This is a genomic window from Sphingomonas sp. DMC8 (genome assembly GCF_056314185.1).
On sequence record NZ_JBQUYV010000001.1, the window covers coordinates 721,608 to 737,204 of the forward strand.

The following is a 15,597-nucleotide window of genomic DNA, read 5'->3' on the forward strand; positions in this document are numbered from 1 at the left end:
CACAGCGCGGGATGCATATTCCCGGCCAGGGCCGTCCGCGAGGTCAGAGCGTTTCCGCCAGCATCCGCAATGTGGCGATTAGTGTGTCGCCTGCCCGATCCCAGGTAAACGTGCTGGCTTGTGCAAAGCCCCGCGCGCGCAAACTTTCCCGGAGCGCGGGATCGTCTGCCAGCCGCCGGACCGCCGCAGCCCATTGGCCAGTCGAATCCGGCGGCGCGAACAATGCTGCGTCGCCACACACCTCTGGCAGTGCGCCACAGGGGGCGACGATGGTCGGGCAGCCGAGGTTCATCGCCTCCAGAGGTGGAAGACCAAAGCCTTCGGTTGTGGAGGGCATGGCGAGGCACAATGCTTGCGACACCAGACTGGCCAGATCGTCATCCGAGAGGCGGCCCGTGAAAACCGTTCCGGCGGGAATGGGCACGCCCAGCCTGCCCACCGCCGCCGCACCGTTCGAGCCGAACAACACCAGCTTGATATTGGCCAGTTGCGGTTCGGCGAATGCTTTCAGCAGGACGCTAATGTTCTTGTGGTGCTGATCCGACGCCAACGCCACGACATACTGCCCACGTTCCAGGCCGAACCGTTCGAGGATCGCTGCCTCGTTATGATCGCGGCTGGCGTCGTGGTCGCACCCATTATGGACGACATGAACCCGCTCGATCGGTGCAATGCCATAGTGTGCAATCTGTTCGCGGGAGAAGTGAGACACCGTCAGTATAGCCCGTGCCCGCCGGCCGATGATCGGCTGAATCCGCTGATAAAATGTGCGGAATGCAAAACTGTACGAGGCCGGAGTCGAGAAAGTTTGCGCGTCATGGATCATTGTCACCGAGTCCCGTTTCAGAATCGGTGACAGATTGCAGAAGCTGAGCAGCAGGCTCCCGCGTGCCTGGACAGGCAATTCCAGCTGTTCCCACAGCTGACCGGCGAGGAAACGCCCCCTCTCGACTACCAGACTGGTTTCAACTTTGTTTTCGGCGACATCCGTGGGAATCAAAAGCCGGGGTGCGCTGCCGAAAAGCGCGGCGACTTCTTCGCCATGGCGCTCCAACTGGCGCGTAAGTTCCATCCCGACGCGGTGGACGCCAGTCATGTGGGCGCCGAAGAACTTTCCATTGATTGTCAGGCCGTTTTTCCACCGCATGAGTCGGCTCCCCCTCAACCCGCGCAGCGCATGCGAGGGGCGCGCAGGGCCGCCCGACTGCGGGGCGCGCGCCGGGCTAGGTTGGCAAGATCGGGTCCGGGCAAGGCTATTCCTGTGGATCGGGAAGGAAGGTAACAAAAAGGCTGCGACACATTATAGGCACAGGAAGTGTTCGCACTGCAACATGGACAATGGGACCAGATTTGACCCGTATCTATCTCGACCATGCAGCCACGACTCCGATGCACCCCGTTGCGATAGCGGCGGTGGAGAGCGGCATGCAGCTTTGGGCGAACCCCTCGTCGCCGCATGGCGAGGGGCGGGCGGCACGCGCCTTACTGGAGGAGGCACGGCGGCGTATCGCAGCGGCCTATGGCTGGGCGCACGAAGTGGTGCTGACCAGCGGTGCGAGCGAATCGCTGGCGCTGGCGATCGGGCGCAGCGCGGTCGAACGGAGATTTGTTACTGCCGTCGAGCATGACGCGGTGTTGCGGTTGTCAGAGGGCGCGACGGTCCTGCCGGTCGAGCCCGGCGGAATTCTTAACCTCGCCGCGCTGGCGACGGCCCTGGATGTCTCCGATCGCAGCCTGGTCTGCGTGCAATGGGCGAACAGCGAAACGGGCGTGCGCCAGCCGATCGCCGACATCGCAGCTGTCGTCCATGCGGCGGGCGGGATTTTTCTGGTCGACGCGGCGCAGATGCCTGTGCGCGCAGACGCGGCGGTGCTGCGCCACGCCGATCTGGTGGCCGTGTCGGCGCACAAGCGCGGCGGACCCCCGGGAATCGGCGCCTTGCTGGTTCGGGATTTCGGCGTGCTGATCCCTACCGGCGGGCAGGAAAAGGGGTATCGGGCCGGGACCGAGAATCTTCCCGGCGCTCTCGGCTATGCTGTCGCGGTCGAGCTGCCCGAGGATATGGCGGAAATGGCGCGGCTGCGGAAACGGCTGGAGGCGACGATTGCTGCTGCCGGGGGCGTGATCGTGGGGGCGCAGAGCCCGCGCAGCCCGCTGATCGGCGCCTATCGGATGCCGGGCGTGTCGGCTGCTGCGCAACTGATTCGCTTCGATCTCGCCGGAATAGCGGTGTCGGCAGGAAGCGCCTGTTCGTCGGGCAGCATGCGTCCAAGCCATGTGTTGACCGCAATGGGGTGGCAGGAACCCGATCTGCGTGAAGTCGTCCGGGTAAGCTTCGGCCGAACCACGACCGAGGCAGAGGTCGATCGTTTCGCTGAGTTATGGCAGGCGACAGCGGCCGATGCCCGGGCGCGGGCGGCGTGATCTATCTCGATTATCAGGCGACGACACCGCTCGCCGCCGAAGCGCTGGCGGCGATGCTCCCCTGGCTGGAGCAGCAACACGCCAATCCACATTCGCCGCATGCGCCCGGTCGGGCGGCGAAAGCTGCGGTGGAAGTCGCCCGCGCGCAGGTCGCGGCGCTGCTCCCGGCCGGCGGCCGCGTCGCCTTCACCAGCGGCGCGACGGAGGCGCTCAACTGGGCGATCAAGGGCAGTGCCGGGCCGATCGTCACGCTTGCCACCGAACATGCCGCCGTGCTCGACGCGGCGGCGGCCTCCGGGCGACCGGTGACGGTGCTGCCGGTCGGTGCCGACGGGTTGGTCGATCTGGCGGCGGCCCGCGCGGCGATTGTGCCGGGAACCGGGTTGGTCGCAGCGATGCTGGTCAACAACGAGATCGGCGTGATCCAGCCGGCCGCCGCGCTGGCCGGATTGGCGCATGCTGCCGGCGCGTTGTTCCTGTGCGACGCGGTGCAGGGTTATGGGCGGGTACCGATCCCCGAAAGTTGCGATCTGGTGGCGATCTCCGCGCACAAGATTCATGGACCGAAGGGCATTGGCGCGCTCTGGATCCGCGACGGCGTTTCGCTGGCGCCGCTGCTCCATGGCGGCGGCCAAGAGGCGCCGGGCCGCTCGGGTACACTCTCGCCGGCACTGTGCGCCGGGTTCGGCGCAGCGGCGAAGCTGGCGGCGACGCGGTGGGATGCCGATGCGGCGCATGTAGCGCGGTTGTTCGAGGCGGCGTGCTGGAGGCTTGGCCTAGCTACCCTCCCGCAAGCGGGAGGGGAGAAAGCGGGTGGTACCTCAATGGCTCGGCCATGTCCCGCTACCTTGGCAACCTCAACATTCGTCGCGAGGGGCTGGATGTCGCGCGATTGATGGCCGATTTGCGCGATATTGCCTTTTCGGCCGGCTCTGCCTGTGCCAGCGGGTCGGGTCGGCCCAGTCATGTGCTGCGCACGATCGGGCTTTCCGACGCGCAGGCGCGTTCGAGCATCCGGATCGGCTTTGGCCGCAGTACGACCGAGGAGGAATTGATGAGCGCACTCGACCGTATCGTTGCGGCTGCCGCCGCCCAGCGTGTAGCGGCATGATCCGCATCCGGTTCGAAGGCGCCGACGGAAGCGTAGTGCAGGAAGTGGAGGCCGCGCCCGGCACGTGCCTGCTGGAAGTCGCGCAAAATGCCGGGCAGCCGCTGGAGGGTACATGCGAGGGGCAGATGGCCTGTTCCACTTGCCATGTAATCGTCGCGCCGGAGGATTTCGCGCGCCTGCCCGCCGCCAGCGAGGAAGAGGAAGACATGCTCGATCTGGCACTGGGCGCGGTGCGGACCAGCCGCCTGGCGTGCCAGATTGTCCTCGACGAGACGCTGGACGGGCTGACGATCCGTATGCCGCGCGGCCACCGCGACATGCAGGGGCGATAGGGGCGCCAAACCCGGGATCGGGACTCTTCCCGATTGGCCGCAGCCGCTTCGCCAGCCATGCCGGCCTCAGGGAACGGCAGGAGGCGGACATGCGGCTGGACGGTGAGGAAAATCGCCAGACGGGGTTTGGCGTGCGCACGGCATTTTCCGTAACGCTTTCCGTAACGCTGGTGGCGTTGGCAGTGATTGCCATCGTGATTGTTGTGCGGCTGGCGCAGCTTACCGGCTGAGGCAGGCGCGCGCGCCCTCTTGCCACCCGCATCCACTTCCCCCATATGCGCGGCGGGAGTCGGGCGGACGGGATCGTCGCCAACCCGGTCAGGTCCGGAAGGAAGCAGCCGTAACGATTTCGTCCCGGGTCGTTCCGGCTCCCACCTCATCACATCGCTGACTGCGCGGCTGCTATCCACAGCGCATAGCGCCTGCCGCTTCGACAAATCGAACGCGGATGCCTAGATAGGCAGCGATGTCCGATTCCCTGCTTGGCCTCGACGAACCCGCCCAGCCGCAGCGCGGCGAAGCCTATCGCGTGCTCGCCCGCAAATACCGTCCGCAGACGTTCAGCGCGCTGATCGGCCAGGACGCGATGGTCACCACGCTGGGCAACGCGATCAAGCGCGGCCGGCTGGCGCATGCCTTCCTGCTCACCGGCGTTCGCGGTGTAGGCAAGACTTCCACGGCGCGGCTGATCGCCAAGGCGCTCAACTGCATCGGGCCGGACGGGCAGGGCGGGCCGACCATCGACCCGTGCGGCGTGTGCGAACCTTGCCGGGCCATTGCCGAGGGGCGCCATATCGACGTGATCGAAATGGACGCCGCCAGCCACACCGGTGTCGACGATGTCCGCGAGATCATCGAGGCGTCGCGCTATGCAGCGGTTTCGGCGCGCTACAAGATCTACATTATCGACGAAGTCCATATGCTGTCGAAGAGCGCGTTCAACGCGCTGCTCAAGACGCTGGAAGAACCGCCGGGGCACGTGAAATTCCTGTTCGCCACGACCGAGGTGAACAAGGTGCCGGTGACGGTGCTGTCGCGCTGCCAGCGCTTCGACCTGCGCCGCATTCCGGCCGAACTGCTCGCCGAGCATTTCGCCAAGGTGTGCGAGGCCGAGCATGTCGAGGCCGAACCCGAGGCGTTGGCGCTGGTGGCGCGGGCGGCGGAAGGATCGGCGCGCGATGGCCTGTCGATCCTCGATCAGGCCATCGCCCATGCCGGGCTGGAAGGCGAGGGCGTCAAGGCGGAGGCGGTCCGCCAGATGCTCGGCCTGTCCGACCGCGGCGCCAATCGTGCGCTGTTCGGCACGCTGCTGGCGGGCGACGGGCAGGCGGCGCTGGCCGGGCTGCGCGCACAATATGATCTGGGCGTCGATCCGCTGGCGGTGCTGCGTGCGTTGCTCGAGACGGTGCACGGCGTGACGCTGGTGAAGCTGGGCACGCATCGCCTGTCGGGCCAGTCGACCGAAGAGCGCGAGGCGATGGAGGAATGGGCTGGGCGCCTGTCCTTCCCGGCGCTGCACCGTTTGTGGCAGCTGTTGCTACGCGGTCACGATGAGGTCGCAAAGGCGGCACTGCCGATCGAAGCGACCGAGATGGCGCTGCTGCGCGTGATTCATGCTTCGCAACTGCCCGATCCGGGGGAGCTGGCGAAGCAGATATTGAGCGGCACCGTGGCGGTGCCGGCCGGCACGCCGCTACCCGCCGTTGCTTCGACCGCCCCCACCGGGCCGGGGCCGGCGACGGTGCAGGAAACCGGGCCGGTGCTGCCAGGCAATCTCAGCGAACTTGCCGATCATCTGGAGACGCATCGCCGGCTCCAGCTCGCGATGTTCGTGCGCGACTATATGCGGCCGGTGCGGTTCGAAAACAGCGAAATCGATTTTGGCGCGGCGCGCCCGCTGCCGCAGGATTTTGTGCGTGAACTGGGCGCGGCGCTGAAGGAGAGCACCGGCGTGCACTGGAAGGTGACGCTGGTCGAAGGCGCCACCGCGATGACGCTGCGCGAGGAGCAGGCTGCCAGGGAAACCGCGGAACGCGAAGCGGTGCTCGCTTCGCCGATCGTCGCGGCCGCCATGCAGGCATTTCCAGACGCCGAGTTGATCGGCTGGACCAAGACCGGGAGTGACGGATGAAGAGTCTCGAAGACATCATGGCCATGGCGCAGAACGTCCAGGCCGAGCTGACCAAGGCGCAGGCGAGCCTCGACACGGTCGAGGTCGAAGGCGTTTCCGGCGGCGGGCTCGTAAAGGTGAAGGCCAGCGCCAAGGGGCGTATCATCGGCATCGCCATCGACGATTCGCTGATGGCTGTATCCGAAAAGGCGATGCTCGAGGATCTGCTCGCGGCCGCCTTCAACGATGCGCGGGTAAAGGCGGACGCCGCCTCGCAGGAAGCCATGAGCAAGATGACTAGCGGCCTGCCGCTGCCGCCGGGCTTCAAGCTCCCGTTCTGATACAACGGGTTAGGGGAACCAATGATCGGCTCCCTCGGTTGCTGTCGCCAGGTAACCGAGGAGAGACGATCATGGCAGACCGTATCGTAGAAGACGGCGTCGCGACCGACCGCGCGACGCACACCACGGTAATCGAACGGCGCGGCGGTGGGGGCGGCGTGGCATTGCTCGCGATCGTCCTGCTGCTGGCAGTGGCGGTCGGCGCATTCTACCTCATCAATCAGAACCGCCGCGAAAATGTGAAGACCGATGCAGTCACCAGCGCCGCCAAAGACGTGGGCGACGCCGCGAAAGACGTAGGCGACGCGGCGAAGGACGCTACGAAGAAATAGTGGCTGAGCGCCGCCGTAAGAGCGGCAGAACCTGCGTCTGGACGAGAGGCGCCAAAGAAATCGTTGTCGCCTGATCGGGATCGAACCAGATCGCTTCCGCTATTTCCGCGGCTGCGCGCGGTTCCTGCCGGGCAGGCAGCCGAAATAGCTCGGCGACGACCGTGTATCCTTGTTCGTTCGCAGCAGGGGCTTGGAACTGCCCGAGCGGTTGGGCTTTCGCGCCAGGCGTGAGCCCAATTTCTTCGGCGAGTTCGCGACGAAGTGCCTCCAGCGCGGTTTCGCCGGGATCGATCTTGCCGCCGGGCAGCATGAACCGCTCGGTCCCGGTCTTGCGCACGAGAAGCAGGCGGCCGGCGCTGTCTTCGATGACTGCGGCAGCGATGCGGATCGTGGGGCTTACTTCAGGCACCTGTCCAGCCCGTTGCCGGCCACCACGTTGATCCGCGCGTTGATCCGGTTGCCATAGCGGCGGGTATAGCCGTGCGGATCGACCGCGGCCCGTTTCTTCGGCAGGGGCAGGACGGCGGCGATCAGGGCCGCCTCGCGGTCGGAAAGGTGCGAGGCATCGTGGTCGAAATAGCGCATCGCCCCCGCGTTGACGCCATAGGTGCCGATGCCCGTCTCGGCGACGTTCAGATACACTTCCATGATCCGCCTTTTGCCCCAGATATTCTCGATGAGGACGGTGAACCACGCTTCCAGCCCCTTGCGGAAGTATCCGCCGCCTTGCCAGAGGAAGACATTCTTCGCCGTCTGCTGGCTGATTGTCGAGCCGCCGCGGATGGTGTGGCCGCCCTGGGCGTTGCGCTGATAGGCCTTTTCCATCGCCGCCAGGTCGAAGCCGTGATGCTGGCAGAAGCGCGAATCCTCCGCCGCAATCGCCGCACGGGCCATGCTGGGGTCGATCCGGTCGAGCGACATCCACTGCCGCGTCGCGCCGTGGCCGCCGAGCATGTCGCCGATCATCGTCCAGGTGATCGGCGGCGCAAGGAAGCGATAGACCGTCACCATGAACAGCGACAGCAGCACGAACCCGAGCACGAGCTGCACCAGCAATACCAGCAGGCGGCGCCACCATGGCTTGGCGCCGGTGGCGGCGCGGCGGCGGCGGGGGGAGGCGGAGCGGGAACGGGTGCGAGTCTGCATCACCGCGCTCCCATGCCCCAGCCGGGGCGGTTCCCGCAATCCGGCGGGAACCGTATCGCCGCTCAGTGGGTGGCGAGCAGGCGGCGGTCGCCCGCCAGCCGCATCATTGCCTTTTGCAGCTTCTCGAACGCCCGCACCTCGATCTGGCGGACACGCTCGCGCGACACGCCATAGACCTGGCTCAGTTCCTCCAGCGTCTTCGGATCGTCGGTCAGACGCCGCTCGGTCAGAATGTGCTTCTCGCGCTCATTGAGGTCTTCCATCGCCGAGACGAGCATCTCGTGGCGGACATCGGCCTCCTGCGCCTCGGCGACGGCCTCGTCCTGCAACGGGCCTTCATCGGCGAGCCAGTCCTGCCACTGGCTTTCGCCATCCTCACGCATCGGCACGTTGAGCGACGTATCGCCGCCCATCGCCATGCGGCGGTTCATCGAGGTGACTTCTTCCTCGGTCACGCCGAGGTCGGTGGCGATCTTGGCGAGATTTTCGGGGCTCAGATCGCCATCGTCGAACGCATCGAGCTTGGCCTTCATCCGGCGCAGGTTGAAGAACAGCTTCTTCTGCGCGGCGGTGGTGCCCATCTTCACCAGGCTCCACGAACGCAGGATGAATTCCTGGATCGAGGCGCGGATCCACCACATCGCATAGGTCGCGAGGCGGAAGCCCCGATCGGGCTCGAACTTCTTCACGCCCTGCATCAGGCCGATATTGCCTTCGGAAATCAGCTCCGACACCGGCAGGCCATAGCCGCGATAGCCCATCGCGATCTTCGCGACGAGCCGCAGGTGCGACGTGACGAGCTGCGCCGCCGCATCAGTGTCGCCATGTTCCTGAAACCGCTTGGCGAGCATATATTCCTGCTCCGGGCTCAGGATCGGAAATTTCTTGATCTCGGCCAGATAGCGATTGAGGCTCGCCTCGCCGCCGAGCGCGGGAATCGTCGCGGGGACGTTGCTGCCGCTAGCCATGATCATGTCTCCCTTTCCTTGCCGGCGCCCTGTCCGCTGGACGGAGTCGAACGCCGGTAACCTCATACGAGAAGCTGGTTGAACAGTTCCTGCATGTCTGCAGGTATTTCGCTATCAAACGCCAAAGCGTTACTATTTATCGGGTGGATGAACCCGAGCCGCGCCGCATGCAAGGCCTGGCGCCGGAAACCCAAGGTTGCCAGAATCTCGCGATGGGCGGAACGCATACTTCCATATAGAGGGTCACCCACCAGCGGGTGGCCGATCGACGCCATGTGGACGCGCACCTGATGCGTGCGGCCGGTTTCCAGCCGGCATTCGACCAATGTTGCGTCGCGAAGTTTATGAAGTTTAGTCCAGTGCGTGATTGCGTGCTTGCCCTGGCCAGGGGAGCAGACGGCGATTTTCTTGCGGTTCGCGGGCGAGCGGGCGAGCGCGGCGTTCACCGTGCCTTCCGCCTTCACGATGGTGCCGCCGGCGATCGCGCGATAGCGACGGTCAATACTGTGCGCCTTGAACTGGCGGGCGAGCCCTTCATGCGCACGATCGGTCTTCGCCGCGACCATCAGGCCCGACGTATCCTTGTCGATCCGGTGGACGATGCCCGGCCGCGCCACCCCGCCAATTCCCGAAAGCTGGCCGGCGCAGTGGTGGAGCAGGGCATTGACCAGCGTACCGTCGAGATTGCCGGCGGCGGGGTGGACGACCAGCCCGGCGGGCTTGTCGATCACGATCAGGTGCTCGTCCTCGAACACCACGTTCAAGGGAATGTCCTGTGCTTCGTTATGCGCCGGTTTGGGATCGGGCACGGCGATACGGAACAGTGCGCCGCCCGCCGCCTTGCGCGCGGGATCGCGCGCCAGCCCGCCATCGGGGCCGGTGACAGCGCCCGACGAGATGAGCGCCTTCAGCCGCTCGCGCGACAGCGTGGGCAGCGCATCGGCCAGCGCGCGGTCGAGCCGCCAGCCATGCGCGCCTTCCGCGATCCGCGCTTCAATGATGGAAACCCCCTGATCCATGTTTTACGGGAAATGGGCATGCGCGTTACGATTTCAAGATCCGTACTGACCGGTATGAAAAAAGCTGCCGCCGCAGTTGCGCCTGCCGAGGCGTGCGGGCTGCTGTTCGGAGCGGGGGAGGCGATCACCGCCTTTTCCGAGACCCGGAACGTCAGCGAAACACCCGAGACCCATTTCGAGATCGACCCTGCGGCGCTGTTCGCAGCGTTGCGGGCGGAGCGTGCCGGCGGACCGAGTCTGGTCGGCTATTGGCATTCGCACCCAAGCGGCGACGCAATGCCGTCCGAAACCGACGCGGCGATGGCGGCGCCCGACGGCAAGCTGTGGGTGATTGTGGCGGGCGAGGCGATGACCTGCTGGCGCGCGGGGAAGCAGGGGCGGTGGGGGCGGTTTGCCACGATGCCGCTGGATTTGGCCGATTGAGTCTCGCCTGGGCTAACGCGCTTCTTCCGCAGCGATCTGCCGGAGGGCCTGTTCGAACGCTTCGGGCGGCTGGCCGCCGCTGATCAGATAGCGGTCGTTGACGACAATCGCTGGGACAGCGTCGATGCCCCGGCTGCGCCATAGCGCTTCTTCGGCGCGAACTTCCTCGGCATAGCGCCCGCTGTCGATGATTTCGGCCGCCGCCTCCGCGTCGAGCCCGGCTTGGGTGGCTGCGTCGATCAGCGTGGCGCGTTCCGCCGGGTTGCGGCCTTCGGTGAAATAGGCTGTGAACAGCGCGTGCTTCAGTGCCTGTTGCCGGCCGCTTTGCCCGGCCCAGTGGAGCAGGCGATGCGCGTCGAACGTGTTGTAGATGCGGCTCTCGTCCGTCATCGCCATGGTGAAGCCGAGTGCGGCGGCGCGTTCGCGGATCATCGCGCGGGTGCTCGCCGACTGTTCGGCGCTCGCACCATATTTGCGGCCGATATGCTCGACGATGTTCTCGCCTTCGGGCGGCATGTCCGGGTTGAGTTCGAACGGGTGGAAGGTGACTGCCGCCGAAACGCTGCCCGCCAGCCGATCCAGCGCCTCCTCCAGCCCGCGTAGGCCGATCACGCACCAGGGGCACACGACGTCGGAGACAAAGTCGATCTTGAGCGGGGCGGGCATGGCGATCCTTCTGCTGCGGCAGCGAAACGCTAGTCGCTGGCGCCGGTGGAGGGAAGGGGCCGGGAACGCGGCGATCAGGAAATGGGCGGACGCAAAAAAAAGAGCGGCACTCCGAAGAGTGCCGCTCCCGTTCTTAGCGAACCCGTGGGGGCGATCAGAACTTGAAGGTCGCGCCGACGTACAGCATGCGGCCGTACAGGTCGTACGTGTCCGCCACCGTCTGCGTGCCGGGCCATGTCACCGGGTTGGTGTCGCCAAAGCGCGGCGGCTTGGTGTCGAGCAGGTTGTTGATGCCTGCATAGAGCTCCATCTGGTGCTTGCCGCCGACCAGCACCTTGCCCTGCACATTGTGGTACCAATAGGCGGAGATGCGGGTTGGCACCGTGGTGCCGTCGAGATTGTCAGTCAGCGGGCCCATATAGTCGAGGCGATAGTTGAACTGGAACTTCGACGTGCTCAGCGTGAAGTTGCCGAAGCCGCGATCCTTGAAGCCCGAGCCGAGACGGCCGCAGCTGTAGCAGTCTGCCTGGCCGAGTTCGTTCTGCACCGGGCCACCCGGGAACGGCGTCTGTTCCTGCTTGAAGCGGTGATTGTACATCACGTCGATGTCCAGTCGGGCGCCGCCCAGCGGGATCATGTAGCGGCCCTCAATGTCCAGACCCGAAACCAGGAACGAGCCCGTGTTCAGGTTGAGCGCATTGACGCGGGTGATGAAGCCGTTGCTGTCGCGGATGACGTTGTTGCAGAACAGCGGATTGCCGGTCTGGAAGCACTGGGTCACCGAAACCTGCTGACCGATGATGCCAATCGCGTTCTTCACCTTGATGTGGTAATAATCCGCAGTCAGGCTGAAGTTACGGAAGAAGGTCGGCGTGATCACCGTGCCTACCGTAATGGTGTCGGCCGTTTCCTGCCGCAGCTTCGGATTGCCGCCCAGCAGACCGTCGATCGTCTGGATCTGCGACGTGGTGTAGGCGAACGATCCGCGCGATGCGACAGTGTTCGCGATACCCGGGATGTTGCGGCAGGCTGCCGGTAGTGCGCCCAGCGTCGCGCCATCGCCATTGCCGCCGCCCTGGTCGCACGGATCCGTAACGGCCGGGAAGGTCTGGCTCAGCGACGAATAGAGCTCACCGATGTTCGGCGCGCGGGTTGCACGCGAATAGATCGCACGGAAGCGGATGTCGCGGGTCGGCGCATAGCTGCCGCCGCCCTTGAAGCTCCACACACCGCCGACGGTCGAGTAATCGGCATAGCGGGCGGCGCCTTCGAGGCCGAGATAGTGCAGGCCTGCGCGCTCCTCGACGATCGGTGCGACGACTTCGACGAAGCCTTCCTTGACGTTGAAGCTGCCCTTGGTGTTGGTGATCTGGTTGCCCGAGCTGAGGCCAGCCTGGGTGAACGGATCATAAACCTCAGTGCTCTTCTCGTGGCGATATTCGCCGCCGAACGACACGGCCACCGGGCCGCCCCACAGCGAGAACAGGTCGCCATTGACGCTGCCGGACACCACGTCCTGCTTCACCTTCGCCAGATAATCAAAGGCGACATTCGAGCCGTTGACGAGCTGGACGGTGTTGCCGTCGACCAGTGTGACCGTGCGGGTCGGGCCGGTATAGGTCTGCAGGAACTTGGCGGCAGCCGGCGTTACGGTGTTATAGCCGAAAATGTTGATCGGCACGCAGCCCGCCGCGCGCGCTGCGGGATCCGAGCAGCGAACCTGCCCGTCAGGCCCGATTTCGTTGCTGAGCGCCGCGCCATAGTTGGGCGTGTAGATCGCCTGCGCGGTGGTGTGGTCGCGGCTTTCCGAATGCTCGTAATAAATGTCGTACGACCAGGTCGTGCCCGCGGTGAACTCGCCCTTTGCGCCGATCACGCCGCGATAGAAGTCGCGGTCGTTCTTGTTGCTGCGGCTGAAGATGTCGTTCGAGCGGCGGCGGAACTGGATGACGTTGGTGCCGTTTGCGATTGCTGCTGCACGGATCGCAGCCGGAACATAGGGGCTGGTGATCGGAATGCCGGCATAGGGCGAGCCGTCGAAGCTGAGCGCGGCGCCGGGGCCGGTGTTGGCGATGGCCGACGGCTCAAGCGAAGCGTTCGAGTTGGTGTGGGTGTACTGCCCCTGAGCGTAGAGCTTGAACGCATCCGAGAAGTCGTAATGCGCGAGCAGCGCGCCCTGGTAGCGCTCGACCGGCACCGACAGCAGGCGGTCGCCGTTGCGGTTATAGCCGTCGATATTCGCGCCCTGGTACCCCTTCAGGTTGTTCGCGCCATCGAAGGTGAAGGTGCGGCCGGTTGCCGGTGAGAACTGGGTCTGGTTCGGGTTGCTGACGTCGAACAGGCCCTGCGCGGCATAGGAGCTGCGGTTCGGCACGTCGGTTGCCGAGAAGCTGCGGTTGCGCGACGGCAGACCGTGGTCGTTGTCATAGCTGAAGTTGGCGGTGATGTTGCCGCGGCCGCCGCCGAAATTGTGGCCGCCGGTGATCGAAACATACTGGCGGGGCGCATCGCCCTTGTCCGACACGGTGTTCTGCGCACGGACGCGCAGGCCCTCAAAGTCATTCTTCAGCACGAAGTTGACGACGCCGGCGATCGCTTCCGAACCATAAACGGCCGATGCGCCGCCGGTGACGACTTCGACGCGCTGCACCAGATCAGTCGGGATGTTGTTGACGTCCACCGCGGAGGTGCCGGCAATGCCCAGCGTACGGCGGCCGTCGATCAGCACCAGCGTGCGCGACGAACCGAGGTTACGCAGGTTGATGGTCGCTTCGCCGTTGCCAGTGTTCGAGAAGTTCGAGCTCGTACGGCTGATGTTCTGGCCGACGGCCGGCAGCGTGGCGAGCGCGTCCTGGATGTTCGACGCACCGGTCTGCTGGATCCGCTCGGCGCTGACCACCGCCACCGGCGTGGACGACTGCAGATCGGGACGCGCAATGCGCGAGCCGGTGACGACGACTTCGGTCTGGCTGTCCTTCTGCGTATCATCGGTGGTCGAGGACGAGGCGGTGGCTCCGGTCTGATCCTGTGCCAGCGCCGGCGCTGCGAACAGCGCGATAGCGCCGATACCTGCCAGCGCGGTTCCCGCGCGCAGGGCGTGTGCAATACGACTCATACTCTTACTATCCTTGTGCTGCTCGCAATCGCGTCTCCAGGGGGAGGGAGGATGCGAGCTCTCCCAACATTCGTGCCGAAGGGCTGGGCGCTACGGCACTGGCTGTGTGGATGACGGTGGGTCTTATCCTTGTAAAGAAGCTGTAACCGTTACGGTGCCGCTTTGTCGCGCCTGTGTGGCACGCATAACACACTTGTTTCCAAATGTTGCAGCAAATTCGTATAACATATTATGATTCAGGAAGATATTCTGGGTTCTATCAAATCGTAGATTGCTTTGTTAGCGCTAGCAAAAGCTTCGACAGCAGACTGCGGGGGTAGTCGTCGATTGCCCCCGCGCGCCTGGGGCGGCAGTTCCTCGGATGAAAAAATCTTAGCGATACGCGTAATGGTTGCGGGTTGATTTGTGGAGTTTCTCCGCTTTCGCGCGTCCGGTTTTCCTGAAACTTGATCTTGTAATATGCAGCTGGTCGTTGCGCGGGTGGGCGACTTACTGCAGCGCAGTATAGTTGGAGCGGCCTTGGACGTATCAAACGCCCGGCGCCTTCGTCGCCCACGCCGCGCCGGTCGGCATCGCAGCAGAATTTCGCCAAGTTGCAGGGCGGCTCCGCCACACGGAACGTTCCGCCCCTCCTGCCGTTGACGCCGCCTGCGGAACTGCAGGGAGGATGCGCTGATGCTTTGGACAATCGTTGTTATTCTGCTGGTGCTCTGGCTGCTCGGCTTTTCGCTGCACCTTGCCGGCGGTATCATCCATATCCTGCTGGTGATCGCGCTGATCGTCGGGCTGGTGCAGCTGTTCACCGGTCGCAGGGTCTAGCCGCGTGCGGCGGGGCGCTTGCTGGCGCATCGTCCCGCCATATACGGGTTTTTCCGTGCGGCGGAGCGTCTTCGCAATGCTTGCAGCTTCGTGTCCGCTGCGCCAAAGAGGGCAGGTAGCGGGAGCCCGAATACCTTGAACATCAGCCCAACCGATTTTGCGAGCCTTCTCTGTTCGCGCCTGTGCCACGACCTGCTGAGCCCGGTTGGCGCGCTCAACAATGGCCTGGAACTGCTCGCCGACGAGCATGATCCGGAAATGCGTGCGCGCTGCCTGGAGCTGCTGAGCGAAAGCGCGCGGGCGAGTGCCAACAAGCTGAAATTCTTCCGTCTGGCGTTCGGCGCCGCCGGCGGCTTTGGCGAAACGGTCGATACGCGCGAGGCGCAGGCGGCGCTGGAGGGGCTGTTCGGCGACAATCATCGGGTGAAGATCGGCTGGATGGTCGAGGAGCCGGTGATGCCGAAACAGGCGATCAAGGTGCTGCTCAACCTGGCGCTGATCGGCGGCGACGCCCTGATCCGCGGCGGCCAGCTCGACATCGGCGCAGAGACGAGCGACGGCATCATCGAAATCGTCATCCGCGCCGATGGGCCGCGCATCGTGCTCGATCCTGAGCTGCGCAGCGCGCTGGCCGGCGGGCGTGAGGAAATTCCGATCACCCCGCGCGCGGCCGCGGCCTATCTGGCGCATGCGCTCGTCACCCAGACGGGCGGCGATCTGCAGGTGAGCCCGCCCGATTCGGAAGTGCTGCTGTTCGGCGCCTCGTTCCGGGTGAACTGAGCGCCCGCCCG

Annotated in this window: 16 protein-coding genes, 1 other RNA gene and 1 pseudogene; 11 read left to right on the plus strand and 7 right to left on the minus strand. The window is 65.0% G+C overall.

Annotation, left to right across the window (positions count from 1 at the left end; translation table 11 throughout):
* Positions 1-43 precede the first annotated feature (43 nt).
* On the minus strand, positions 44-1,147 hold the full coding sequence (locus ACT53K_RS03520) for a glycosyltransferase family 4 protein (protein ID WP_476227144.1): 1,104 nt from the start codon (positions 1,145-1,147) through the stop codon (positions 44-46).
* A gap of 191 nt (positions 1,148-1,338) precedes the next feature.
* On the opposite strand from ACT53K_RS03520, the gene ACT53K_RS03525 reads away from it, so the two are divergent.
* The 8 genes and pseudogenes from ACT53K_RS03525 (at position 1,339) to ACT53K_RS03560 (ending at position 6,650) form a co-directional block, all read left to right on the plus strand.
* Positions 1,339-2,424, plus strand: coding sequence for a cysteine desulfurase family protein (locus ACT53K_RS03525; protein ID WP_476227145.1), 1,086 nt, complete (start codon positions 1,339-1,341; stop codon positions 2,422-2,424).
* Positions 2,421-3,535, plus strand: a pseudogene (locus ACT53K_RS03530) (cysteine desulfurase family protein). Before ACT53K_RS03525 ends, ACT53K_RS03530 begins: the two are co-directional and overlap by 4 nt.
* Entirely contained in the window at positions 3,532-3,867 is a 336-nt protein-coding gene (locus tag ACT53K_RS03535; RefSeq protein ID WP_476227146.1) for a 2Fe-2S iron-sulfur cluster-binding protein, read from the plus strand. Before ACT53K_RS03530 ends, ACT53K_RS03535 begins: the two are co-directional and overlap by 4 nt.
* An 89-nt stretch (positions 3,868-3,956) precedes the next feature.
* Positions 3,957-4,097, plus strand: a complete 141-nt coding sequence (locus ACT53K_RS03540; RefSeq protein ID WP_476227147.1) for a hypothetical protein — start codon at positions 3,957-3,959, stop codon at positions 4,095-4,097.
* Positions 4,098-4,148: 51 nt separating this feature from the next.
* An RNA gene (gene ffs, locus ACT53K_RS03545) (signal recognition particle sRNA small type) lies at positions 4,149-4,246 on the plus strand.
* A gap of 87 nt (positions 4,247-4,333) precedes the next feature.
* Complete coding sequence (locus ACT53K_RS03550) at positions 4,334-5,998, plus strand: DNA polymerase III subunit gamma/tau (protein ID WP_476227148.1); 1,665 nt, start codon at positions 4,334-4,336, stop codon at positions 5,996-5,998.
* Positions 5,995-6,318, plus strand: coding sequence for a YbaB/EbfC family nucleoid-associated protein (locus ACT53K_RS03555; protein WP_476227149.1), 324 nt, complete (start codon positions 5,995-5,997; stop codon positions 6,316-6,318). Before ACT53K_RS03550 ends, ACT53K_RS03555 begins: the two co-directional genes overlap by 4 nt.
* A 71-nt stretch (positions 6,319-6,389) precedes the next feature.
* Positions 6,390-6,650, plus strand: coding sequence for a hypothetical protein (locus ACT53K_RS03560; protein WP_476227150.1), 261 nt, complete (start codon positions 6,390-6,392; stop codon positions 6,648-6,650).
* Here the strand turns inward: ACT53K_RS03560 and ACT53K_RS03565 are convergent.
* From ACT53K_RS03565 to ACT53K_RS03580, 4 genes are all read right to left on the minus strand, one after another.
* Positions 6,637-7,059, minus strand: a complete 423-nt coding sequence (locus ACT53K_RS03565) for an NUDIX hydrolase (RefSeq protein WP_476227151.1) — start codon at positions 7,057-7,059, stop codon at positions 6,637-6,639. The genes ACT53K_RS03560 and ACT53K_RS03565 overlap by 14 nt on opposite strands.
* Positions 7,047-7,796, minus strand: a complete 750-nt coding sequence (gene mtgA, locus ACT53K_RS03570; RefSeq protein ID WP_476227152.1) for a monofunctional biosynthetic peptidoglycan transglycosylase — start codon at positions 7,794-7,796, stop codon at positions 7,047-7,049. Before mtgA ends, ACT53K_RS03565 begins: the two co-directional genes overlap by 13 nt.
* A 62-nt stretch (positions 7,797-7,858) precedes the next feature.
* Positions 7,859-8,764 carry an RNA polymerase sigma factor RpoH gene (gene rpoH / locus ACT53K_RS03575; protein ID WP_476227282.1) on the minus strand — a complete coding sequence of 302 codons (906 nt, stop codon included), beginning with the start codon at positions 8,762-8,764 and terminating at the stop codon, positions 7,859-7,861.
* A gap of 62 nt (positions 8,765-8,826) precedes the next feature.
* On the minus strand, positions 8,827-9,783 hold the full coding sequence (locus ACT53K_RS03580; RefSeq protein WP_476227153.1) for an RluA family pseudouridine synthase: 957 nt from the start codon (positions 9,781-9,783) through the stop codon (positions 8,827-8,829).
* A 54-nt stretch (positions 9,784-9,837) separates the two neighbouring features.
* Here ACT53K_RS03580 and ACT53K_RS03585 point away from each other — a divergent pair, with 54 nt between their 5' ends.
* Positions 9,838-10,206, plus strand: coding sequence for a M67 family metallopeptidase (locus tag ACT53K_RS03585; RefSeq protein ID WP_476227154.1), 369 nt, complete (start codon positions 9,838-9,840; stop codon positions 10,204-10,206).
* 12 nt (positions 10,207-10,218) lie between these two features.
* On the opposite strand, the gene ACT53K_RS03590 is transcribed toward ACT53K_RS03585, so the two are convergent.
* Positions 10,219-10,872 (minus strand): DsbA family oxidoreductase, encoded by a 654-nt coding sequence (locus ACT53K_RS03590; protein ID WP_476227155.1) that lies wholly within the window; start codon positions 10,870-10,872, stop codon positions 10,219-10,221.
* A gap of 154 nt (positions 10,873-11,026) precedes the next feature.
* Entirely contained in the window at positions 11,027-13,987 is a 2,961-nt protein-coding gene (locus ACT53K_RS03595; protein ID WP_476227156.1) for a TonB-dependent receptor domain-containing protein, read from the minus strand.
* A 675-nt stretch (positions 13,988-14,662) separates the two neighbouring features.
* Here ACT53K_RS03595 and ACT53K_RS03600 point away from each other — a divergent pair.
* Together ACT53K_RS03600 and ACT53K_RS03605 are read left to right on the plus strand one after the other, a co-directional pair.
* Positions 14,663-14,806 (plus strand): lmo0937 family membrane protein, encoded by a 144-nt coding sequence (locus tag ACT53K_RS03600; RefSeq protein WP_476227157.1) that lies wholly within the window; start codon positions 14,663-14,665, stop codon positions 14,804-14,806.
* A 135-nt stretch (positions 14,807-14,941) separates the two neighbouring features.
* Positions 14,942-15,586, plus strand: a complete 645-nt coding sequence (locus ACT53K_RS03605) for a histidine phosphotransferase family protein (protein WP_476227158.1) — start codon at positions 14,942-14,944, stop codon at positions 15,584-15,586.
* Positions 15,587-15,597 lie beyond the last annotated feature (11 nt).